Annotated in this window: 15 protein-coding genes; 8 read left to right on the top strand and 7 right to left on the bottom strand. The window is 43.5% G+C overall.

Translation table 11 applies throughout. The features are described 5' to 3' along the window. Nucleotides 1-23 precede the first annotated feature (23 nt). The 3 genes from DW173_RS04645 to DW173_RS04635 all read right to left on the bottom strand — a co-directional run bounded on the left by DW173_RS04645 (nucleotide 24) and on the right by DW173_RS04635 (nucleotide 5933). Complete coding sequence (locus DW173_RS04645) at nucleotides 24-2885, bottom strand: chondroitinase family polysaccharide lyase (RefSeq protein WP_120143893.1); 2862 nt, start codon at nucleotides 2883-2885, stop codon at nucleotides 24-26. 130 nt (nucleotides 2886-3015) lie between these two features. Next, entirely contained in the window at nucleotides 3016-4566 is a 1551-nt protein-coding gene (locus DW173_RS04640; RefSeq protein ID WP_120143891.1) for a sulfatase, read from the bottom strand. A gap of 164 nt (nucleotides 4567-4730) precedes the next feature. Next, nucleotides 4731-5933 carry a glycoside hydrolase family 88 protein gene (locus tag DW173_RS04635; protein ID WP_120143890.1) on the bottom strand — a complete coding sequence of 401 codons (1203 nt, stop codon included), beginning with the start codon at nucleotides 5931-5933 and terminating at the stop codon, nucleotides 4731-4733. A gap of 205 nt (nucleotides 5934-6138) precedes the next feature. On the opposite strand from DW173_RS04635, the gene DW173_RS04630 reads away from it, so the two are divergent. Further along, nucleotides 6139-6549: a PaaI family thioesterase gene (locus tag DW173_RS04630; RefSeq protein WP_120143888.1), complete on the top strand. Its 411-nt coding sequence runs from the start codon at nucleotides 6139-6141 to the stop codon at nucleotides 6547-6549. A 169-nt stretch (nucleotides 6550-6718) separates the two neighbouring features. Here DW173_RS04630 and DW173_RS04625 read toward each other — a convergent pair whose 3' ends face one another. Both DW173_RS04625 and DW173_RS04620 read right to left on the bottom strand, forming a co-directional pair. Next, nucleotides 6719-7594 carry a DUF3108 domain-containing protein gene (locus DW173_RS04625; RefSeq protein ID WP_008770449.1) on the bottom strand — a complete coding sequence of 292 codons (876 nt, stop codon included), beginning with the start codon at nucleotides 7592-7594 and terminating at the stop codon, nucleotides 6719-6721. Further along, nucleotides 7539-9455, bottom strand: coding sequence for an Ig-like domain-containing protein (locus DW173_RS04620; RefSeq protein ID WP_120143887.1), 1917 nt, complete (start codon nucleotides 9453-9455; stop codon nucleotides 7539-7541). The genes DW173_RS04625 and DW173_RS04620 overlap by 56 nt, the downstream gene beginning before the upstream one ends. Before the next feature lie 338 nt (nucleotides 9456-9793). On the opposite strand from DW173_RS04620, the gene DW173_RS04615 reads away from it, so the two are divergent. Then, the gene (locus DW173_RS04615) at nucleotides 9794-10405 is read left to right on the top strand and encodes a DsbA family protein (protein WP_120143885.1); all 612 of its coding nucleotides are present in this window, start codon (nucleotides 9794-9796) and stop codon (nucleotides 10403-10405) included. A 125-nt stretch (nucleotides 10406-10530) separates the two neighbouring features. Here DW173_RS04615 and DW173_RS04610 read toward each other — a convergent pair whose 3' ends face one another. Further along, nucleotides 10531-11499 carry an Rpn family recombination-promoting nuclease/putative transposase gene (locus tag DW173_RS04610; protein ID WP_049701578.1) on the bottom strand — a complete coding sequence of 323 codons (969 nt, stop codon included), beginning with the start codon at nucleotides 11497-11499 and terminating at the stop codon, nucleotides 10531-10533. 362 nt (nucleotides 11500-11861) lie between these two features. On the opposite strand from DW173_RS04610, the gene DW173_RS04605 reads away from it, so the two are divergent. From DW173_RS04605 to lpxA, 6 genes are all read left to right on the top strand, one after another. Then, the gene (locus DW173_RS04605) at nucleotides 11862-12338 is read left to right on the top strand and encodes an HU family DNA-binding protein (RefSeq protein ID WP_004307476.1); all 477 of its coding nucleotides are present in this window, start codon (nucleotides 11862-11864) and stop codon (nucleotides 12336-12338) included. A gap of 282 nt (nucleotides 12339-12620) precedes the next feature. Then, entirely contained in the window at nucleotides 12621-15728 is a 3108-nt protein-coding gene (locus tag DW173_RS04600; RefSeq protein ID WP_120143883.1) for a glycoside hydrolase family 2 TIM barrel-domain containing protein, read from the top strand. Between the two features lie 181 nt (nucleotides 15729-15909). Continuing rightward, entirely contained in the window at nucleotides 15910-17085 is a 1176-nt protein-coding gene (locus DW173_RS04595; protein WP_004310391.1) for an efflux RND transporter periplasmic adaptor subunit, read from the top strand. Nucleotides 17086-17101: 16 nt separating this feature from the next. Further along, nucleotides 17102-20533 (top strand): efflux RND transporter permease subunit, encoded by a 3432-nt coding sequence (locus DW173_RS04590; RefSeq protein ID WP_120143882.1) that lies wholly within the window; start codon nucleotides 17102-17104, stop codon nucleotides 20531-20533. Nucleotides 20534-20544: 11 nt separating this feature from the next. Continuing rightward, a complete protein-coding gene (locus DW173_RS04585; RefSeq protein ID WP_120143927.1) occupies nucleotides 20545-21936 on the top strand; it encodes a TolC family protein in 1392 nt (463 codons plus the stop codon). Nucleotides 21937-21954: 18 nt separating this feature from the next. Beyond that, nucleotides 21955-22725 carry an acyl-ACP--UDP-N-acetylglucosamine O-acyltransferase gene (gene lpxA, locus DW173_RS04580; protein WP_117811115.1) on the top strand — a complete coding sequence of 257 codons (771 nt, stop codon included), beginning with the start codon at nucleotides 21955-21957 and terminating at the stop codon, nucleotides 22723-22725. Between the two features lie 165 nt (nucleotides 22726-22890). Here lpxA and DW173_RS04575 read toward each other — a convergent pair whose 3' ends face one another. Next, complete coding sequence (locus DW173_RS04575) at nucleotides 22891-23532, bottom strand: carbohydrate-binding family 9-like protein (RefSeq protein ID WP_118407469.1); 642 nt, start codon at nucleotides 23530-23532, stop codon at nucleotides 22891-22893. Nucleotides 23533-23690 lie beyond the last annotated feature (158 nt).

Raw genomic sequence — 23690 nt, 5'->3', positions numbered from 1 at the left:
TTTTCTCTTATCTTATTCACTAATTATTTATTTTCCATGAGCATTTCAACCGGCTGTCCATGCTGACAGGTTACCGTCAGTACGGTCTGGTCTCCCTGCTGTTCCAACCGGACATTTTCCATCGGGCTTGTCAATCTCCAATGTCCTTTAAGCCGTATCTCCTTAGTAATAGGACGACTGGGCTCTTTCGTTGTATACGTCTTCTCTTCTATATTCAGATTCGGATCACAGACGCTTAAACGGATACCCTTATCAGATTCCTTTGCATACATCACCATTGTTTCCGCAGGAATAGCCACGAACACTTTATCAGCGGCAGGCTGATAAGCTTCAAAAGCAGCATACGCCGTGATACCTGTCTTTTTATCATAAACAACGTGAGCAGTCTGATCGCGTTGCAACACCTCGTATGCAGGAGTTTTGCGCAGTTCGTCGAGATCGGAAGCAGAAGGCTGTATCAATACCATATATTCATAAGTCCCCTCTTTCGGCGCCTTGCCATGTTCTATCCAGGCAGAAGAAAATTTTCCTTTGGTTATTTCACGCGTCTTTTCATGCCGTGATTCCTGTTCTGCCACCTGTGCGCGAACGGTTCCGTCCACTACATGATAATAATTGTCATAACCATCATGAAGCCAATAGTTATCCTCTCCTACTTTGGGCTCCTTACCATTATATTTTGTCTGGAAAAGAGTCGTTTCCGTAGGATAATCCGCATTGGAGTTCGCAATACCTGTTCCCAGGCAAACCATCCGGTTATCAAAACAGAAAACGGATTTACGGGCCACAAAGTCTGGTGTGAAGTTCTCATAATCCCGTTCTGCCAATTTCATAGCGAACATTCCATTTTTACCATCTAAAGAACTGCTTCCGGAGAAATTCTCTTTGGAGCGTGCCATAGTCGTTCCTTTCAATGGGCTATCAAGCAAGTTGAAAGGCAAATGAATGGTAGTTGTGCCCGGCAAACGGTTCCAGTCCCATCCCTCCTGCACAAAACCGCTTCCGGCACGTGACACGGGATTTCCTTTCCCCATAATCTGCACGGAGCCATAACTCTGATAACGTCCGTAACGGTTATCTTTCGTATAAATTTCAGAGCCCCATACGTCAGTGGTATACCCTTTCAATGTCACCATCCAGTCCGCACGACGGAAAATGCCTGCCGAACCATAGTTGTAAACGAAGAATCCCTGTGGAGCCTGTGCCGGTTGAATACCTTCCTTCTTGAAGAAACGCGCATTCGGAGTATCACTATTGCGTATCAGACGTAAATAGTCGGCAGCCAGACCACGATCAAACGTATTTCCCTGACCGGACAAATCGCCGGATAAAGCGATATTGGCAAATGCTTCGATATCATCGCTTCCCATCTTCCCTCCAAAAGGATGACGGCCACTGATTCCGATGCCCCATTCATAGAAATTGCAATAATTGCGCATAGCAATAAAGGCTGATTTCATGTGTTTGCGCGCATCTTCGGTCAGTTCAAAACTTGTACCATTGGTAAATGCAATATATTCTCCTACAGTCGCAAGTACTCCAGTGGTATATCCCGGATAGAAACCGCCATGATGGAAAGTCGTACCGTCTACCTTTATACCACCGATCGTTCCCGGAGTATAACGCAAAGAAGAAGATAGCCAACGTGACAAGCCGCTCAAAGCTTGCGCCTGTTCCCTTGCATCGGGAAACATCATAGCGGAAATAAATTTCGCCATCAATAACGTATGCCAGGAATCCAACAATTCATCACGTGTTGGAGAACATGGCTGACGAGTTTCTTGCAGAGCCGCCCAAAAACGCAATGTGGAGAGATAAGCATCCCGATGAGGATGTTTATAGATAGCATCACGCATCAGCCAGGCAGTTGTATATATCTTACGTACCTGATAACCATAATGATGATTGGTACCCATACCGCTACCGTATGCAAATCCCTGATCGATAGCATAGTCGAATACGGTAAAGTAGTTTTTCTTTGATGTTTCGTTCTGGTTATAATAAGCATCATAGGCAAAGCCGGAAAGCATCGTTTCAATATCGTTCCATGACATTTCTCCTTTCTTCTTGTCCTGTTCATCAGGAGCAACAATAGGAGTTCCTATAAATCCCGTCCCAGCGATGGATGGACTGATAGCCGCTTTCTCAAATGTTTTATAGGCAGCATTAATCGGTCCTTGCGGAGCCTTTTTCACTTCCAGAAAGTCAGTCAAACGTTGTTCGATAGTCTTCAGCTCCTTCTTTTGTTCGCTTGTCAATTTAGAAGGCAGAGGAATATCATACGACTGTTGTTCCCATTTCCACACGAGACACCAATGCCACAGGTCACGATTAGACAGCCCATTATTGGTAGGCAACTGTTGGTCGGGAGTGGTACGAAGATTCATTTTCTTTTCCGGAAAAATCAGACGGTCAAGAAAGATACGTCCCTTCCGTTGCGGGGCAACCAGCCGATAGGCTACGATCTTCTTATCTTTCTTGTCGCCCTGCATATACTCAAAAGAGATCCAGCAAGCCCGCCAGCCTGCTGCCTGTAAACGATAAGAGAACCAATAAGAGACTTCTCCTGCCTTATTCAGAAACTCAAAACGAATAGAATCCTGCTGCGGTTTCTCATTATAAATCCACAAGGTAATGCCGAATTGCTTCTCATTTCTCGCATTCAACGATAAAGGAGCAATTTGAATGTCCAGCGTAGAACCAGGCTGAAAGTCCCATTCCAGACTACTTTCACCCTCCTTGTAAAAAAGAGAAGAGATTTTCACTTCTCCCTTTCCGGAAACTGTAAATGCTTCGGGCACTTTCTCTTCAAATCCGATGAGTTGGGCGAAAGTTGAAGGAATAATTCCCAAAAGGAATAATATTATAAAACAACTGCTTTTCATTACTGAATTGTTATCTTTTTTAGGCACGGATTACACGGATGAACGCGGTTACTTTGCAACAATGACAACACTAAAGACCCTGAATCCGCGTGATCAGTGCCTAAATGATTATATAAGAATACATAAATCGTTAATAAGGAATCCGATCCGACAGAATCTTTTCCGTATACCAAGGATCATTAATCTCCTTTAGCATAGCTCCCATTTCACCGCAAAGTTGTGCCACAATTTCCTTATTTTCTTCCAAAGGCAAGTTATGCAGTTGATATGGATCTTTTACATCATCGAATAAGAGGCTTTTCTTCAATTGCTTCGTATCACGGTCGATATATAAAGCCAACGTATATTGAGCCGTCTTGATACCTCTTGAAGAAGGGAAGTAAGTCTGCACCAATCCATTCTCATCTTTATCGCCATCTACATTCTGAATATACAGCGCACCGGTAGGACGAACAATTTCCGCCTTTTCATCGAAGAAAAGAGGAGCAAAATTACGTCCCTGCACTTCTGCCGGGATAGAATCACCCAGCCCGCACAGGCCAAGCACCGTAGGCATAATATCAGGAGCGGAAAGCAATAAATCATCCACCCTCGGCTGAATCTTACCGGGGAAACGAACCAAGAACGGAATATTCATAGATTCGGAATAAGGGGAATTCTTCGGATCATCGGTACGCTGGCTGCACATCGTTTCACCATGATCGGAAGCAAAGATGACAACTGTATTCTTATCTAATCCCATCTCTTTCAATGTTTCCAGAATCTGACCGAAAGCACGGTCCACACCGGTTACGGAGGCGAAATAATAGCGGGCGGATGCTGCCTTCTTCATCTTCAAGTCTACATTCGGGCGAATCAACAGACTATCCAAAGGCCGGTCTTTATAAAGATTGAAATCTTGTTCCTCGCAGTCATTCAAAGAACGGTACGGGCTGTGAGGAGGATTCATACCTACCATAATAAAGAAAGGTTTCTTGGTATCGCGTACGTTACCGTCATTTTTCAGATAAGAAACAACCTTGCCTGCTTCATGCAGGGGCGACCATTCTTTCGGATCATGTCTCTTGCCATCCGTATCCCAATAATGCGGGTTCTTATGTTCATCAAATGTACCGTAAGAATACCAGTAATTAAAACCATGACGACGTTCTTTCGGAGTATAAGCATCCCATGCCGGACGTTTCTCTTCCACATATTGTCCCGGATGTTCGGGATCGTTCGGAGTTGGGAAGTCGGCATGAAGTTTGCCGAAATAGGCACAGTCGTAACCTGCTTTACTAAATACATCGCCAATACATTCCGCATCTTCGCGTAAGGAGCTGATCGGACGTGAAGAGTTACAATTCAATGGTACACCGCTTTTATTCGGGTACATACCGGTCAATAACATTCCACGATGAGGGCTACTCAACGGACAGTTACTCTGTGCAGACGACAGTACCATCGATTCACGCGCAAACGCATCCAAATTAGGAGTATGCACGGGGTCTCCTTTAAAATTTACTTTATCCCGAAATCCGTCCTGATTCCAAAAGCCCATCGCCTGATTACGGTATTGATCGGGAAATACATAAATTATATTGGGATGTTCTGCTTGTTGGGGCACTTGCTTCGGAGCCTTGCAACCCTGTGCGGCAAACAGCGTCAAGCCTCCTACAAGAAGGTTAATAGGTTTATTCATGATAGTTTACGATAAATGATTTAAACAGGTTAGTAATAAATAATAAGAGAGGAATAATAAACAATCAATGCTGAATGATAAACGGTAAACATGTTACGTTAGAATCTGTAGAGTATTCATCGTTCACTGCTTACCGTTCATTATTTTTTATTATTTCTTATACCTTATTTCTTTTCCAAATCTCTTTTACGCATCAGTCCTTCCAGGAAGTAATAGTCAGCATAGTTCAGAGGGACATCGATTTCCTGACCGTGAGGAATACTACCTACTGAATGCATCAGGATAAAGTTTCCATTTGTTCCAACCTTCGCACGATAAGCAGGCGAGCCTAAACTCTCCATAATCTTATCAGCGGTTTCTTTGTAGTGATTATCCGGCAGGTAGCCATCCAGTTCGTAAAGGGCAGAAGCTGTACAAGCGGCAGCAGAAGCATCACGCGGTTCGTTCGGAATATTCGGAGCATCGTAATCCCAGTAAGGAACGAGATCTTCCGGCATATTCTTATTATTAAATATAAAATTATATACTTTTTGTGCCTGGTCGAGATATTTCTTATCTTTGGTATAGCGATAGCAGGTAGTATATCCATACAGAGCCCATGCTTGTCCGCGAGCCCAAGCCGATTCGTCAGCATATCCCTGTGCAGTTTGTCTCTTACGCACTTCTCCTGTCTCCGGATCGTAATCTACCACATGGTAGCAGCTGTTGTCCGAACGGAAATGATGAGCCATTGTTGTATCAGCATGTTTCACTGCAATATTGTAGAAAGTAGAATCTCCGGAAAGAGCTGTTGCTTCAAATAAGAGTTCGAGATTCATCATATTATCAATAATCACCGGACATTTCCATCCCCGTGTTCCCTGCCAACCTTTATCGGCATCCCATGACTGGATAACGCCTGCATTCGGACGAAAACGGGTAGAAAGTGACTTAGCTGTTTCAATAATTACATCTTTATATTCTTTCTTGTCCGCCAAACGGTATCCGTTCAGATAACTGCAACCGATCATAAAACCTACGTCATGATGCCATTTCAGATGTTTTACCGAATCAAGAGCTTCCGTATATTTTTCGGCCAATGGTAACCATTTCTGATCTCCAGTTAAATTATACGTGAGCCACATACTACCGGGGAAAAAGCCAGAACACCAATCATCGATAGGTATATAAGAAATACTACCATCTTCGTTGATAGTTCTTGGATTCAGGATCTTACCGGATTTTTCAATAATGTCCGTTTGAATCGTGTTTTGTGCAACTGCGTTGTCGATGTTGTCCTGAATAAAGTCTACTTCAACCTTTTTTTGTCCACCGCAACCCGTTAAGATCAAAAGGGAAAGTCCTAATGCGCTAAGAATTGTTTTCATAATACATGGATTGTTTATTAAGTGATTAATTTTCTTGATGGCAAAAGTAGTGCATTTAAATAGAATTGACCGACCTAAATAATCCAAATGAGGAACTATTTTGGTACATTTGCAAAAGATTTTGGATTTATGAATTATGATTTATGCCTGAATGACATTTTCATAAATCAGAATCCACCCCATAAATCATAAATTATAAATCATCATGACACCACAAGAATTCTTCAAGAATGATCTGTTTGCCGAAAATGCAGGCGTAGTACTGCTGGAAGCACGCAAAGGTTACAGTAAAGCCAAATTAAAAATAAAACCCGAACATCTTAATGCAGGAGCCCGCACACAAGGAGGAGCGATCTTCACATTAGCAGATCTGGCACTTGCCGCAGCTGCCAACTCGCACGGCACACTAGCTTTCTCTCTCTCGTCCACTATTACTTTTCTGCGTGCCAGCGGTCCGGGAGATACTCTCTTTGCCGAAGCACGCGAACGCTATATCGGCCGAAGCACAGGTTGTTATCAAGTAGATATAACAAACCAAGACGGAGAGCTGATTGCTACTTTTGAATCCAGCGTGTTCCGAAAGGATCAAAAAGTGCCTTTCGAAGTTCAGGAATAAAAACAGGAAGGTGCATCAACACTTTTAAAAGTATACCTTTTAGACACAAATAACGCGGACAACACGGATAAGAAGATAATAAATCCGTGTCATCCGCGTTATCCGCGTCTAAAAAATAACAGGTTGGCAGGTCAATTTACTTCTGATATGCCTTCGTTTTTCTATATCTCTATTTAACGATAGAAGTCAGCGGATGCCGGTTACCGGTCACATTATTCAGGAATGCTTTTGCCGAACCGAAGTTCAAGAATAAATCCAGGCGGACAGGAAGATGGTTCAAGTCGTCCGTTACGAAGAAAGTAATCACCTCCTTTTCTTTTCCTTTCTTATCATATTCTACCAATGAGAAGATCAGGCAACGGTAAGTAACTCCATTCTCCGCTTTCACATTTTCTTTTCCACGGTAGATAAGCGTTTGCTCTTCCACTTTACGGCCCGTAGCCATCGGGAACTTAATTTTGTCTCCCACCTTATAATCTGCAGGGTCGTAAGAACGTGCCTGTGCCAGAATACTCAACATATCGTATATACAACGGCTATCGCTAGCTTCAGATTCATCAAACGCCCCATCCCGATAGGTACGCTTCTGGTTTACGAGGCAAAGACCGTCCTTATAAGAAAACCAAGCCTCATCGACCGTGTAACGTTTTCCCTCTTCGGCACCTTTGCGGAAATAGCGCGGTTCCAGTTTTTCACCGATCACACAAGTCAGCGTATCGCGCATCTTGAAAAAGAAGTCTGCCCGTTTGCTACCTAAAGCAAGCAGGTTGATCCGATAGGCTGGTTGCGAATGATAAGTAGTCGCATTCGTTGTCAGACTGGCGAGTCCGGCTTTCACCCAGACAAACTTCCAGTTGAAGTATAAATCATACATTACATGTTCGCCGGATTGAAACGCATCATTCTTCGCTTCACATTGGGCACTGGCAGGGAGGGCGAAGATTCCCGTCAGTAATGCCACCAATCCAATAATAAGGTTACGTCGAGCGTCAACGACGGCGGTTCTGATTATTTCGATCCCTATCTTTCTTTTTCTTGTCTTCATCTGGTTTTTGTTTTTTAAGTTCGTCCGGTTTCTGCTTATCCACAGGAGTCGCATGAATATCCCACGGTTGGGTCACATCCCACAACGCTTTATATTCCAATATCGTCGGATAGTAGTAAACAGCCTCCGGCTGGATGCCTTTAGCAAAGTCTCCCGTGTCCCATTCACCATTTCCATTTGTGTCATTGATTAGTCGGGCTGCATATTTTCCTGGATTCAGGAAGTAGAAATCGACCATTCCGTCCTCTTCCACTCTCCGCTTACGGACCACCTTGTCCTGGGCGTCAAGCAATTCGACAAAGGCCAGTGAATCCGCTCCCGTCACATTGAAATGAAGCGTGAAATATTCATCTTCACTACGCACCTTGAATCCTTGTTTTATCTTATCGGTAAATAATCCGTATATTCCGTGGAAGGCAGTCGAGTCTACCGAGAATTCATATTCCAATGTCGGTTCCCAGTCATAATACAGATTAAACTTCTTCAGATTCACTGAATCCTGCTCAAATTCGAATGGTATATCTTTCCAGAGCGTATCTACTTTTTGCCGCAGATGTATGGCAGCAGTGTCATAACTGGCTATCGGTTCTTCAAAATTCAAAGAAATAGATCCATATACATCCATTGACGAAGGGGCATTGACATTCACCGGCAAGAATTTCGTCGGTTCGGGTTCATCCTCTTCCCCTTTCTTTTTCTTCTTTTTCTTTTTGTCCTTATCCGGCTCCTCTTTCTTATATTTCTGTTTCGAAACGAGGTTCAGCGTATCTGTACGGGGCACTAGCTGATTCAAAGTATCTGTATAAAGATAAGTCAGACTCATGGCCAGCGTATCCTGCTTGAAGAGCAGAGAATCTTTCACCCAATAATGGATCGTATCGTTCCGCTGATTCTTTTCGATGACAAAAGCATCCTTTTCATCGAAGTTCAAACCTTTCAAGACAGGCAAAGTGTCCGCCTTACCGGCAAAATAGAAAGTGAACTTTTGAGGAACCAGTCTTTCCGACTTGATAAGATATTGCGAATAGTTGAGCTCTTTAAAAGCACGGAGAATGACATCATCCGGCAAATAATGCATATATTTCTTCTCAACAATCGTGTCGTAAGTCAATGAGTCCACCCAAGCCGTATCCATGCGGATGCGTTCTTCCATGCGGGGGATAATCAACGAATCGTGGAAAGCGATCATCTCACTCTTCTGGTTGAAGGTAAAATTCTGGTCGGCATCCATCAATCCATAGATACGATATTTGCCGGGAGCTACACCACGGATGGAGAAACGTCCACGGCTGTCTGTACGTGCCACACGGTCGAAAGGCAATTTGTTGAAAGCCGAATCGTTCAGGTTGGAATGTAGTCCGACAAGCATACCTTTAATAGGCTCCAGGTTAGAGGCATCGAGCATCGTTCCTGCTACTTCCATCGTATCGATTTCCGTACCGGTAGAGAACGTAAATGCAAAGTTACCCAACGGATTACCTTCATTATTGTCGACAATTGCATCCGAGAAGTCAATCGTGTAGGTCGTGTTAGGTTTCAGAGAGTCGAGCAGGTTGACTTGTATTCTCTTGCCGGAAGCCTTGATTTCCGGTTGCTGTATCTGGGGAGGGGAAACAACGACTTTCTCGGTCGCTTTCTCCAGCTTAATAAACTCGTCGAACATCAAAGAGACTTTAGTCCTTTTATTATTCAAAGCCCCCGCCTCCGGAGTGCTACCGATGAAACGGGGCGGCGTCACATCTTCAGGCCCACCGTTCGGTCGTCCAATACTGGCGCAGGAATATAACATCGCCCCCAGCGTTACTACCGGAAGCACCTTGCGAACTATTTGTTTTATCTTTTGATTCTCAAATTGTAACATGCTGCAAAAATAAGCGTTCTTATTCAATAAACACCACACTTTCTAGCTAATTTATTAAAAAAGGAAAGGGTGACTTAAGGTAATAAACAATATTTGCGACGTTTTTATTTTTTTTCCTGCTAATATAATTAGTTTTATTGCCTAAAGAGATTACCTTTGTTGCCTAATCTTTTTTCGTTTAACTATAGTTATACGCAAAGATAACTATAGTCTCCCTTGCGTATAACTATAGTCATACGAAAGGGAAACTATAGTCAAACGAAGTAAGAATAACGAATGAAACAAATCCGCGCAGGCAATCGGATAGATAAAAGTGCCGATATAAAACAATTCTGATTATGAGTATACATTACGACCTTTACGACACGCCCGACATTCAGAAGAAAGGCGAAGAACAACCGCTTCATCCCCGTGTTGTTTTCAACGGGACGATCGATCAGGAAGAATTTCTGGATCGTGTTCACAAATTCACCGGAATAAGCCGTAGCCTACTGGTAGGTGCCATGCAGTCTTTCCAAAATGAATTGCGAGATTTGCTTGCAAACGGATGGATTGTAGAACTGGGTGACATCGGATATTTTTCCGTATCTCTACAAGGACCTCCCGTAATGAAAAAGAAAGATGTACATGCACAATCCATCAGCTTGAAAAATATCAATTTCAGGGCAGGCAAACAGTTCAAGAAAGAAGTGGGCCAACAAATGAGACCGGAGCGCGGAGCATCGTTCACCCGCCCTCACGGGAAAGGACGCAGTGAAGAAGAATGTCTGAAGCTAATCAATGAACACCTCCAACGATTTCCCTGCCTAACCCGTGCAGATTATTGCCGAATGACAGGACATGACAAACAACGGGCGATCAATGAGTTAAATATCTTTATCGAACGTGGATTATTGATCCGTTATGGAGCAGGCAAACTGGTGGTTTACGCAAAGAAAGCTGAAGAATAAATTAGAATTATTTAGCGGAATGACCAAAAATTCCGTACTGGACAAAAAACAATTGTTCAGTGCAGAATTCTTTTAATATATTCATAGAAAGAGGAGTTCCTAAATTAAAAAATAGCAAAAAACAATTAGAGTTTCTCTATTTCTTCAGCAGAGAATCCTGTAACCTGCATAATAGTATCAACAGAGATATTGAGAGATTTCAACTTACGGGCAGTGATTGTTTTTTCTTTTTCGATTCCTTTTTCTATACCTCGCTCAATGCCTTGCTCAATACCTTGCTCAATACCTTTTTCAATGCCTTCCTCAAGTCCTCGTTGTCGTCCTTCTTCAAGTCCAAGCTGGTGTCCTTCTTCATGCCCTTCTAATTTAGCAGTACTCAACACATCATTCTGTATCATTACCGCATCTATATGGCGATCGTATGCCAGCTTTTCAGCCTTATCCATATTATAATAAACCAGTTTCTTACGAGCCTCTTCAAGTCCGGGTGCCTTTGTATCGGGACGTATGCACCCTGTCTTCAGATATTCGATCCATTCTTCCAGAGGAGTAACAGCTACTTTATTAAACTCATTCACACGGATAAGGAAATATTCTGGAAAGATTTCAGCAGGCAACTTACGAACAATAGCTCCCTGTTCTTTGGTAGTAACTTTCAGATGATCGCCCGTGTGTACACCTAAAAATGTATTCTGTCCATGATAAAGGTAATCACTTCCTTGTCCAATGTCAAAATAAAGAATACTGATAGAATATACTTTCTTTACGTTAGAGTAGATTTCACCCAAATCGATATGTTCGGTAATAGTCTTAGCTACTCCATACAGGATTCGTTCCAGATAATAGAGTTCACGAGTATTTTGAACTTCGACAAGAACTATTTCATCTTTACTATTACGGGCTTTAATATCAACACGATTAAATTTATCATCTTCCCGTTGCTGATTACCTTCACTTTCTAAAATTTCAAGAATATGAATCTCCTCACCTAATAATACTGTGAGGAAACCTTCAAGCACGCCAAAGTTAGCCTTATTACGTAAAAGGCGCTTGATTGCCCAGTCAAAACGAATATATTTGTCTTTCTGTTCCATAAGAATACGTTTTTAGCAAAGGTAAGCATTATATTGGTAAAAGGGATAAATTTCAGTCAAAAGTATTATATAACACAGCAAAAAAAGATTGCTTGTGCAAGTAGTCCTTTCGTTCTATCTTCGAAGAGGATGCCTTCCCACACTTGATACCCCAATATCTTGATCGGCATCCTCTTTTTCTATCTTTCCGCCAAATCTTTTTTACATAAAATTCCCCAATACAGCAGCATTCTACTTATTAACTAATTTATTAACGCACAATTCTTTTTCAGCTTGGTCATGAATTTCGGAAACCATATCTTTGCGTCGTGATCACAAAACAACAATAAAACAGATTAACTAACTATTAAAAAAGAAAGACTATGGCATTAAAGTATGTTGTCAAGAAAAGAGTTTTCGGCTTTGACAAAACAAAGACTGAAAAGTATGTAGCACAGAATGTAATTACCAATACGGTAAATTTCAGAGATTTATGCAAGGAAGTATCCATGTTCGGTATGATTCCCGAAGGCGCAGTGAAACACGTGATTGACGCACTGATTGATGCGTTGAACACGAACCTCAACAAAGGATTGTCTGTGCAATTAGGTGACTTCGGATGTTTCCGTCCGGGCATGAACTGTAAAAGTCAGAATGAGGAAAAAGATGTAGATGCCGATACCGTTCGTCGAGTGAAAATTGTATTTACGCCGGGATATAAATTTAAGGATATGCTGGATAATGTAAGTATTTACAAGACGGAAGGAAACGGCGGCACCTCTTCCGGAAATGGAGGGGGAAATAAACCGGAAAATCCGGACGAAGGCGGTAGCGGTGAGGCCCCGGATCCTGCAGCATAACGTATGAATCATATCTATATATGTATTAGTTATACGCAAGTCTACGTATAAACAGCGTATAAGAGCTGACTAATGTAACAGCCAATTTTTATTAACGTGAGATACCTTTTCCACCGCGGAGGAAAGCTGTATCTCACGTTTTTACTGATTAGAGTAAGTAAAATACTCTATTTTCTAGCTAATTTATTAAAAACTAGCCTTAATTGAATGATTTGTGCCCTTCACTGAATAAAATATTCCCTATCTTTGACTCCCGAAATTCAAACCTAATACAAAAAACCCATGAAGAAACAACTACTCTCTTGCTGCTTGGCTGCATTGGGACTGACAGCAATTCAAGCGCAAAGCTTCAACGAGTGGAAAGACCCGGAAGTGAATTCCGTAAACCGCTCCGCTATGCACACTAATTACTTTGCTTTCGCATCGGCTGATGAAGCTAAAGCCGGCATTAAAGAAAATTCCACAAATTTCATGACCTTGAACGGTCTTTGGAAATTCAACTGGGTAAGACACGCAGACGCGCGCCCGACTGACTTTTATCAGACTAATTTCAACGACAAAGGTTGGGATGACCTTCAAGTTCCCGGTGTTTGGGAGTTGAACGGCTACGGTGACCCCATCTATGTCAACGTGGGATATGCCTGGAGAAGCCAATTCAAAAACAACCCTCCGCTAGTGCCGACAGAAAACAACCACGTAGGCTCTTACCGCAAAGAAATCATCCTTCCTGCCGACTGGAAAGGCAAAGAAATTTTCGCACATTTCGGCTCGGTAACTTCCAATATGTACCTTTGGGTGAACGGACGTTATGTAGGATATAGCGAAGACAGCAAACTGGAAGCTGAATTCAATCTGACTAACTACCTGAAACCGGGTAAGAACGTCATCGCCTTTCAAGTTTTCCGCTGGTGCGACGGTAGTTACCTGGAAGATCAGGACTTCTTCCGCTACTCCGGCGTAGGACGCGACTGTTATCTTTACGCACGCGACAAGAAATACATCCAGGACATTCGCATTACTCCCGATTTGGACAGCCAATATAAAGACGGTACATTGAATATAGCCGTTGACCTGAAAGGAAGCGGCACAGTAGCTTTAGACTTGACAGATGCTCAAGGCAACAGCATAGCGACTGCCGACCTGAAAGGTTCGGGCAAATTAAACACGACCCTGACCGTCTCCAATCCGGCGAAATGGACTGCTGAAACGCCTAATCTCTACACGCTGACCGCTACACTGAAAAACGGCAACAACGTAGTAGAAGTAATCCCTGTTAAAGTAGGTTTCCGCAAGATTGAATTGAAAGGCGGACAGATACTCGTAAACGGACAACCGGTACTCTTCAAAGGAGCCGACCGTCACGAAATGGATCCGGACGGCGGTTATGTGGTTTCTACCGAACGTATGCTGCAAGATATCAAAGTGATGAAAGAACTCAATATCAACGCCGTGCGTACCTGCCATTACCCGGACGACAACCGTTGGTATGACCTGTGCGACCAATACGGTCTATATGTAGTAGCCGAGGCAAACGTAGAATCTCACGGAATGGGCTACGGCGACCAGACACTGGCCAAGAACCCAATCTACGCCAAAGCCCACATGGAACGTAACCAACGCAACGTACAACGTGGATACAACCATCCGTCCATCATCTTCTGGTCATTGGGTAATGAAGCCGGCATGGGACCAAACTTTGAGAAATGCTACACTTGGATTAAGAATGAAGACAAGACACGTGCCGTACAGTACGAACAAGCAGGAACCAGCGAATTCACCGATATTTTCTGCCCGATGTACTATGACTACAACGCTTGTATCAAATATAGCGAAGGCAATATCCAAAAGCCGTTAATCCAATGTGAATATGCACACGCAATGGGTAACTCACAGGGAGGATTCAAAGAATACTGGGACATCATCCGCAAATATCCGAAATATCAGGGCGGATTTATCTGGGACTTCGTAGACCAGTCCTGCCACTGGAAAAACAAAGACGGAGTAAGCATCTACGGCTATGGCGGCGACTTCAACAAATACGACGCTTCGGATAATAACTTCAACGACAACGGTTTGATTAGCCCCGACCGCGTACCCAATCCGCATGCATACGAAGTAGCTTATTTCTATCAGGATATATGGACGACTCCTGCTGATCTTGCCAAAGGCGAAATCAACATCTTCAACGAGTATTTCTTCCGCGACTTATCTGCTTATTACATGGAATGGCAATTACTGGCAAACGGAGAAGTAGTGCAAACAGGCATCGTATCCGACCTGAAAGTAGCGCCCCAGCAGACTGTGAAAGTGCAAATTCCATTTGACACAAAGAACATCTGTCCTTGCAAAGAACTGCTACTCAACGTGAGCTACAAACTGAAAGCCGCCGAGACACTGCTGCCGGCCGGAACCACCATCGCTTACGACCAACTAAGCATCCGTGACTACAAAGCACCGGAACTGAAACTGGAAAACCAACAGGCATCTAACCTTCCGGTCATCGTGCCCACCATTTTGGACAACGACCGCAACTTCCTGATTGTGAAAGGTGAAAACTTCTCTATGGATTTCAACAAACACAACGGTTATCTCTGCCGTTACGACGTCAACGGCATGCAACTGATGGAAGATGGCAGCGCACTGACTCCTAACTTCTGGCGTGCACCGACCGACAATGACTTCGGAGCCGGACTGCAACGCAAATATGCCGCCTGGAAGAATCCTGAACTAAAACTGACTTCTCTGAAACATGCTATTGAAAACGATCAGGCAGTAGTTCGTGCCGAATATGATATGAAGTCGATTGGCGGAACATTATCGCTGACTTACACCATTAACAACAAGGGAGCAGTGAAAGTTACCCAAAAGATGGCGGCAGACAAAAGCAAGAAAGTTTCTGACATGTTCCGTTTCGGTATGCAAATGCGTATGCCGGTCAACTTCAACGAGATAGAATATTACGGCCGTGGTCCGGGTGAAAACTACGCCGACCGCAACCACGCGGCCATGTTAGGAAAATATCGCCAGACAGTGGAAGAACAATTCTATCCTTACATCCGCCCGCAGGAAACCGGAACAAAAACGGATATCCGCTGGTGGAGACTTCTAAATATCAGTGGCAACGGACTGCAATTCGTATCGAGTGCTCCTTTCTCCGCTTCTGCCCTGAATTACACCATCGAGTCATTGGATGACGGCGACGGCAAAGACCAGCGTCACTCACCGGAAGTAGAAAAGGCAGACTTCACCAACTTCTGTATCGACAAGGCACAAACCGGACTTGCCTGTGTCAACAGTTGGGGAGCTATTGCACTGGAAAAATATCGTCTTCCTTATCAGGATTATGAGTTAAGTTTTATTATGACTCCTGTATATCATAAAATAAAGTAAAAAACATAGTTAAAAAACACGGTATCAGAGAACAAGAATACCGAATTTAAAGTACTTTTGCAACCGGAAACTAAATTCCTTAATTTAGTTTCCGGTTTTTCTTCCTTAACCCCCTTATCTATATGGATGAACAGCACACTGGCAACAAACGCATTAAATTAAAAAACAGATATTTATAAGTATGAAAAGTAGAATTGTTTTATTTGCATTTTGCGTAGCCCTCTTGTCTAGTTGTGGCAATAAGGGCAATGACACAGGAAAGGTTCCTGAATATGCAGTACAAGAGTTACAAAAAACGACTGCTAATTTAACAACTGCCTATCCGGCTACAATTAAAGGAAAACAAGATGTAGAAATCCGCCCCCAAGTATCGGGCTTCATCACGAAACTCTGTGTAGACGAAGGAGCAGCTGTCCGTAAAGGACAAGTGTTGTTCATTGTTGATCCGACTCAATACGAAGCAGCTGTACGCACTGCCAAAGCAGCAGTGGCTACAGCAGAAGCAGCAGTGAGTACTCAACAGATGACGTATGACAATAAGAAAGAATTGAACAAAAAGCAAATCATCAGTGACTATGACCTGGCAATGGCAGAAAATTCCCTGGCACAGACCAAAGCCCAGCTGGCACAAGCAAAAGCACAACTGACCACTGCTCAACAGAACTTGTCATTCACACAGGTTAAAAGTCCGTCAGATGGCGTTATCAACAATATCCCTTATCGTGTAGGAGCATTGGTAAGTCCTTCTATCGCTACACCGATGACTACTGTTTCCGAGATTGACGAAGTATATGTATACTTCTCAATGACAGAAAAGGAATTGCTGGCAATGACCAAGTCCGGTAGCACTATCAAAGAAGAAATCAGCAAAATACCGACTATCAAACTGCAATTAATTGATGGTTCCACATACGATATAGAGGGTAAAGTAGATGCTATCACAGGTGTTATCGACCAATCTACCGGTTCGGTAAGCATCCGTGCTATCTTCCCGAATAAGGAACATGTATTGCGTAGCGGAGGTACTGCAAACGTGCTGATTCCTTATACCATGGAGAATGTAATCACTATACCGCAGTCTGCAACAGTAGAAATCCAGGATAAGAAGTTCGTTTATGTTTTGCAACCGGACAACACGGTAAAATATACAGAAATCAAAATCTTCAATCTGGATAACGGAAAAGACTACTTGGTTACTTCCGGTTTGAATTCAGGAGATAAAATCGTAATCGAAGGAGTACAAAACCTGAAAGATGGCCAGAAGGTTCAGCCTATCACACCGGCGCAAAAAGAAGCAAACTATCAACAACATTTGAAAGACCAACACGACGGTAATTTAGCCACAGCCTTCAACTAATAATCAGATAATCATTATGAAATTAGATAGATTTATTAACCGTCCGGTACTATCAACCGTTATTTCTATCCTGATAGTCATCCTGGGGGCTATCGGATTGGCGACACTGCCTATCACGCAGTATCCGGACATCGCGCCTCCTACCGTTTCGGTAAGAGCCACCTATACGGGAGCCAGTGCATCGACCGTATTGAATTCCGTGATTGCTCCGTTGGAGGAACAAATCAACGGTGTAGAAAACATGATGTATATGACCTCAACTGCGTCAAACACGGGTTCCGGTGAGATATCCATATATTTCAAACAAGGAACAAACCCGGACATGGCCGCCGTCAATGTACAAAACCGTGTTTCTATGGCACAAGGTCTGTTGCCAGCCGAAGTAACTAAAGTCGGTGTAACCACTCAAAAACGCCAGACTTCCATGCTGGTAGTATTCTCTCTCTATGACGAGACAGATACATATAGCGAATCGTTTATTGAAAACTATGCTAAGATCAACTTGATTCCTCAAGTACAACGTGTACCGGGTGTGGGTGACGCCAACGTTTTGGGTCAGGATTATTCTATGCGTATCTGGTTACGACCGGACGTCATGGCACAATACAAGCTCGTTCCCGGTGATGTTTCCGCTGCTCTGGCAGAACAGAATGTCGAAGCTGCTCCAGGACAGTTCGGTGAACGCAGTAACCAGACTTTCCAATACACCATCCGTTATAAAGGACGCTTGCAACAGCCTGAAGAGTTTGAAAATATCGTTATCAAATCTCTTCCTGACGGTGAAGTACTCCGTCTGAAAGATATAGCAGAAATTCAGCTGGACCGCTTGGGATATAACTTTACCAACCGGGTAGACGGACACAAGTCTGTGACTTGTATCGTATACCAGATGGCAGGAACCAACGCGACACAGACTATCAGTGATATTGAGGCATTGTTGGATGAAGCATCAAAAACGTTGCCTACCGGATTGAAACTGAACATCTCCATGAATGCCAACGACTTCCTTTTCGCTTCTATCCATGAAGTATTGAAGACGTTGATCGAAGCATTTATCCTGGTGTTTATCGTAGTGTATATCTTCTTGCAGGATTTACGTTCCACATTGATTCCGACTATCGCCATTCCGGTAGCTCTGATCGGTACTTTCTTCATCTTGTCCCTGGTAGGATTCAGTTTGAACTTGTTGACGTTATGTGCGCTCGTGCTTGCTATCGCGATTGTGGTCGACGATGCGATTGTGGTCGTCGAGGGTGTGCATGCCAAGCTTGACCAAGGTTATACATCTGCGCGTCTGGCTTCTATCGATGCTATGAATGAATTGGGTGGTGCTATCGTATCTATTACGCTGGTCATGATGGCCGTATTCGTTCCGGTAAGTTTCATGGGAGGTACAGCAGGAACATTCTATCGTCAGTTCGGTATGACTATGGCTATCGCTATCGGTCTGTCCGCATTGAACGCATTGACTTTGAGTCCGGCTTTGTGCGCTGTTCTTCTGAAACCTCACAAAAAAGAAGACGGAACAACGGAAGACTCCACATTGAAAGAACGTATGAAAGTAGCCTATACGGCAGCCCATACAACCATGATTAACAGATATACCGAGGCTATCGGAAAGATGTTGCATCCGGGAATTACACTTACTTTCACGCTTATTGCCATTCTCGGCATGATCTTTGGTTTGTTCAGTATCAATCCGATAGTTACTGCAATTTTCGTAGTGCTTAGTATTCTGGCACTGATCGGAATGAGTACGAAGAAGTTTAAAAACAGATTCAACGATACATACGAATCAATCCTGAAACGTTATAAGAAACGAGTATTGTTCTTTATCCAGAAGAAATGGTTGTCTATGGGATTAGTTGTCGCTTCCATTGCGATACTTGTATTCTTCATGAACACCACTCCGACAGGTATGGTGCCTAATGAAGATACCGGAACGCTGATGGGAGCAGTGACATTGCCTCCGGGTACTTCCCAAGACCGTTCTGAAAAAATCCTGGCACGTGTAGACAGTCTGATCGCTTCCGATCCTGCGGTATTGTCACGTACCATGATTTCCGGATTCAGCTTTATCGGTGGCCAGGGACCGTCATACGGCTCTTTCATCATCAAACTGAAAGACTGGGACGAACGTTCCATGATACAGAATTCAGACGTTGTAGTCGGTTCCTTATATATGCGTGCACAAAAGATTATCAAAGAAGCACAGGTATTGTTCTTCGCTCCTCCTATGATCCCGGGTTACTCGGCATCTACGGATATTGAGGTAAATATGCAAGATAAGACCGGTGGTGACCTGAACAAATTCTTCGATGTGGTTAATGATTATACGGCAGCACTGGAAGCACGTCCGGAAATCAATTCGGCAAAGACTTCCTTCAACCCGAATTTCCCGCAATACATGATCGACATCGATGCAGCAGCTTGTAAAAAAGCAGGTATCAGCCCGAGCGATATCCTCACTACCATGCAAGGATATTACGGAGGTTTGTATGCATCCAACTTCAACCGTTTCGGTAAGATGTATCGTGTTATGATTCAGTCAGATCCATTGTCACGTAAAAACTTGGAATCTTTGAAGAATATCAAGGTGCGTAATAGTGCAGGTGAGATGGCCCCGATTGCCCAGTTCATCTCTGTGGAGAAAGTATATGGTCCGGATATTATCAGCCGTTTCAACCTTTATACCTCTATGAAAGTAATGGTAGCTCCGGCAAGCGGTTATACATCCGGTCAGGCATTGACTGCCCTCGCCGAGGTTGCCCAAGAAAACCTGCCTACCGGTTATACGTATGAATTAGGAGGTATGGCGCGTGAAGAGGCTCAAAGTAGCGGAAGTGCTACCGGACTGATTTTTGTACTCTGTTTCGTATTCGTTTACTTATTGTTGAGTGCACAGTACGAAAGTTACATTCTTCCGCTGGCTGTATTGTTATCCGTTCCGTTCGGTCTGTTAGGCAGCTTCCTGTTTGTAAACGGTGTAAGTGCTATCGGTAATATTTCGGCATTGAAGATGATTCTGGGTACGATGTCCAACAATATCTATATGCAGATCGCGTTAATCATGTTGATGGGTCTATTGGCAAAGAATGCCATCTTGATTGTAGAGTTCGCCCTCGACCGTCGTAAGATGGGTATGAGTATCACTTGGGCAGCCGTATTGGGTGCCGGTGCCCGTCTCCGCCCGATTTTGATGACATCATTGGCTATGGTAGTCGGTTTGCTTCCGTTGATGTTTGCCTTCGGTGTAGGTGCTCACGGTAACCGTACACTGGGTACAGCTTCTATCGGTGGTATGTTAATCGGTATGATTTGCCAGATTTTTATCGTTCCTGCACTGTTTGTAGTCTTCCAGTACTTACAAGAGAAGGTTAAGCCGATGGAATGGGAAGATATCGACAATACAGATGCCGTAACAGAGATTGAACAATACGCTAAATAATGAAATTCGATATGAAGAAACAGATTCTATATATGTTGTGCGCAACTGCTCTCTTGAGCAGCTGCCACATCTATAAGTCGTATGACAGACCCGAAGACATCACTACTTCCGGCCTGTATCGCGATCCGGTAGCGGATAATGATACACTGGTTTCGGATACAGCCAACTTCGGTAATCTGCCGTGGAGAGAAGTCTTCACCGACCCGCAACTCCAGTCTCTCATCGAAACGGGACTGAAACAAAATACAGACCTCTTGTCCGCCGCTCAAAATGTGAAAGCAGCAGAAGCATCCCTCATGTCGGCACGCCTGGCTTATGCGCCGTCATTAGGATTGTCTCCGCAAGGAACGATCAGCAGCTTTGACAAGAATGCAGCTACAAAAACTTATTCATTACCTGTCACAGCCAGTTGGCAAGTCGATTTATTCGGTCAGTTGCTGAACGCCAAACGAGGTGCCCAAGTTGCTCTGAAGCAAACAAAGGCTTATCGCCAGGCAGTACAGACACAGGTGATCTCTAACATCGCCAATATGTATTATACATTAATGATGTTGGACCGCCAGTTGGAAATAACCAAAGCTACGGCAGAAATCCTGAAAAAGAATGCCGAAACAATGGAAGCCATGAAGGACGCTGCCATGTACAACATCAATTCTGCCGGCGTGGAACAAAGCAAAGCTGCTTATGCGCAGGTACTCGCCAGCATCCCTGATATCGAACAGAGCATCCGCGAAACGGAAAACGCATTGTCTACTCTTTTAGGCGAAGCTCCCCACGCCATCAAACGTGGTGTATTGGAAGCACAAGTGCTTCCGACCGAACTTTCGGCTGGTGTACCCATCCAGTTGTTATCCAATCGTCCGGACGTAAAAGCAGCAGAAATGTCATTGGCAGGCTGCTATTATGACACCAACTCCGCACGTGCCGCTTTCTATCCGCAAATCACGCTTAGCGGTTCGGCAGGATGGACTAATAATTCCGGAGCCGGCATCGTTAATCCTGGTAAATTACTGGCTTCTGTTGTCGGTTCGCTGACACAGCCATTGTTCTACCGGGGACAAAACATTGCTCGTCTGAAAGCTGCCAAAGCCCAGGAAGAATCTGCGAAGTTATCTTTCCAGCAGGCCTTGTTGAATGCCGGTAGTGAAGTCAGCAATGCGCTAAGTTTATACCAAAAGACGAGTGAAAAGGTAGAATCTCGTCAAATGCAAGTAGAATCTGCCAAAAAAGCTTCGGAAGATACAAAAGAATTGTTTAACTTAGGGACTTCAACCTACCTGGAAGTATTGTCTGCACAGCAGGCTTACTTGAGCGCACAAATCTCACAGGTTTCTGATTGCTTTGACCGGATGCAGGCCGTAGTAAGCCTTTACCAGGCACTGGGTGGTGGAAGAGAAGAATAACTTTAAACATATACTATTATGATTAGTCCGTTAGCTTACGTAGATCCCGAAGCAAAGCTGGGCAAGAATGTAACTGTTCTGCCTTTTGCCTACATTGAAAAGAATGTAGAGATCGGGGATGACTGTGTCATCATGTCTTACGCTAGTATCCTGCAAGGTACTAAAATGGGAAAAGGAAACAAGGTACATCAGAATGCTGTCCTCGGAGCGGAACCACAAGATTTCCACTATACTGGAGAAGAAAGCAGTCTAATTATCGGAGATAATAACGATATTCGTGAGAATGTAGTAATCAGCCGCGCTACATTTGGCGGCAACGCTACCAAAATCGGAAACGGAAACTACCTGATGGACAAAGTACATCTTTGCCATGATGTACAAATCAACAATAACTGTGTAGTAGGCATCGGCACTACTATCGCTGGTGAATGTACGTTGGATGACAGTGCTATTCTAAGTGGAAACGTTACCCTGCATCAGTATTGCCACATAGGTAGCTGGACATTAGTACAAAGCGGCTGCCGTATATCTAAAGATGTACCTCCGTACGTTATCATGTCAGGAAATCCGGTAGCATATCATGGCGTAAACGCCGTAGTTCTTTCTCAACATCGCAATACATCAGAAAGAATCCTTCGTCACATCGCTAATGCATACCGTTTGATTTATCAGGGTAATTTCAGTGTTCAGGATGCCGTACAGAAAATTATCGATCAGGTTCCTATGAGTGAAGAAATCGAGAATATTGTAAATTTCGTGAAGAACTCGGAAAGAGGTATTGTGAAATAAACAATGTAATATCTATAAGAAGAAAGGGTGATGCTTGAAGAAAAGCGTCACCCTTTCTTCTTATAGATGGATGACGCTTTTATAGATAAAATTTTCATAAATAGACGATACTCCTAGAATTCAGCCACGCTAGTGATTCATCTTCAAACCTGGAAATACAATTCTTTATTCAAAATCCAAGGTACCGAAGAAATCGGGGCGATGGAAATCCGGTTGGGCAATCTCTATCGGATTCCATGAAAGGAAATGAGGAGTCTGCAACTCATCACCACACTTATAGAAATTAGCTTTTATTTCCTTTCCATCGAGTGAATCGATCTGATGCTTAAAGAATACAGCATACGGAATGATGAGAGCAACTTCCCAGTCTGTCTCCTCAACACGTTCTGCAAAAGGCTGATTACCCAAACTAGACCAACGTTGCACAAGAGCAGTCACTTCTTTCGGCGCATGTTCCCGGCTGTTACGAACAGGGCCGGCACCCACCAGAATAGTTCCGATGCAATTACATTCTATATTATAATAGATCCCGTCGCCTGCAGGTATAGAAAAGAATTCTACACAGGAGTCAGTCCATACAGAACCGTTATCTTCACCGTACTTGGCACGCACACTCTCCTCTTTCACTTTAAAATGTAACAAGATTGAGTCCCGCGTGTGAGCAATGCGAAAGTTCACTTTAGGTTTGTATGGATATTCAGTCCAATTGACACACTGAACCGACTGAAAATCTATTTTTTCTTCATCGAATAATTTAGGAAGCGAACAAGCCTCCACGTTAGCCGCACTAATTTTCTTTACTTTCATATATCTTTCGTTTGAATGATACAAATATAGTTACTTTCTTCTAATAAGGTTCACTGAAACCGAATAAAAACAGCACATTTAGCGCAACTTCTGATTATCAAACATTCAGAAAACACTAAGATAAAGATAATGTGAGCAGTTCTTTAACTATTGTGACA

Origin of the sequence: Bacteroides sp. AM16-13, assembly GCF_003602705.1 — a bacterium.
In the GTDB taxonomy this organism is placed as follows: Bacteria; Bacteroidota; Bacteroidia; order Bacteroidales; family Bacteroidaceae; genus Bacteroides; species Bacteroides xylanisolvens.
Note: the sequence above shows the minus strand (reverse complement) of the source record. Positions and strands in the feature narration are given on the sequence as shown.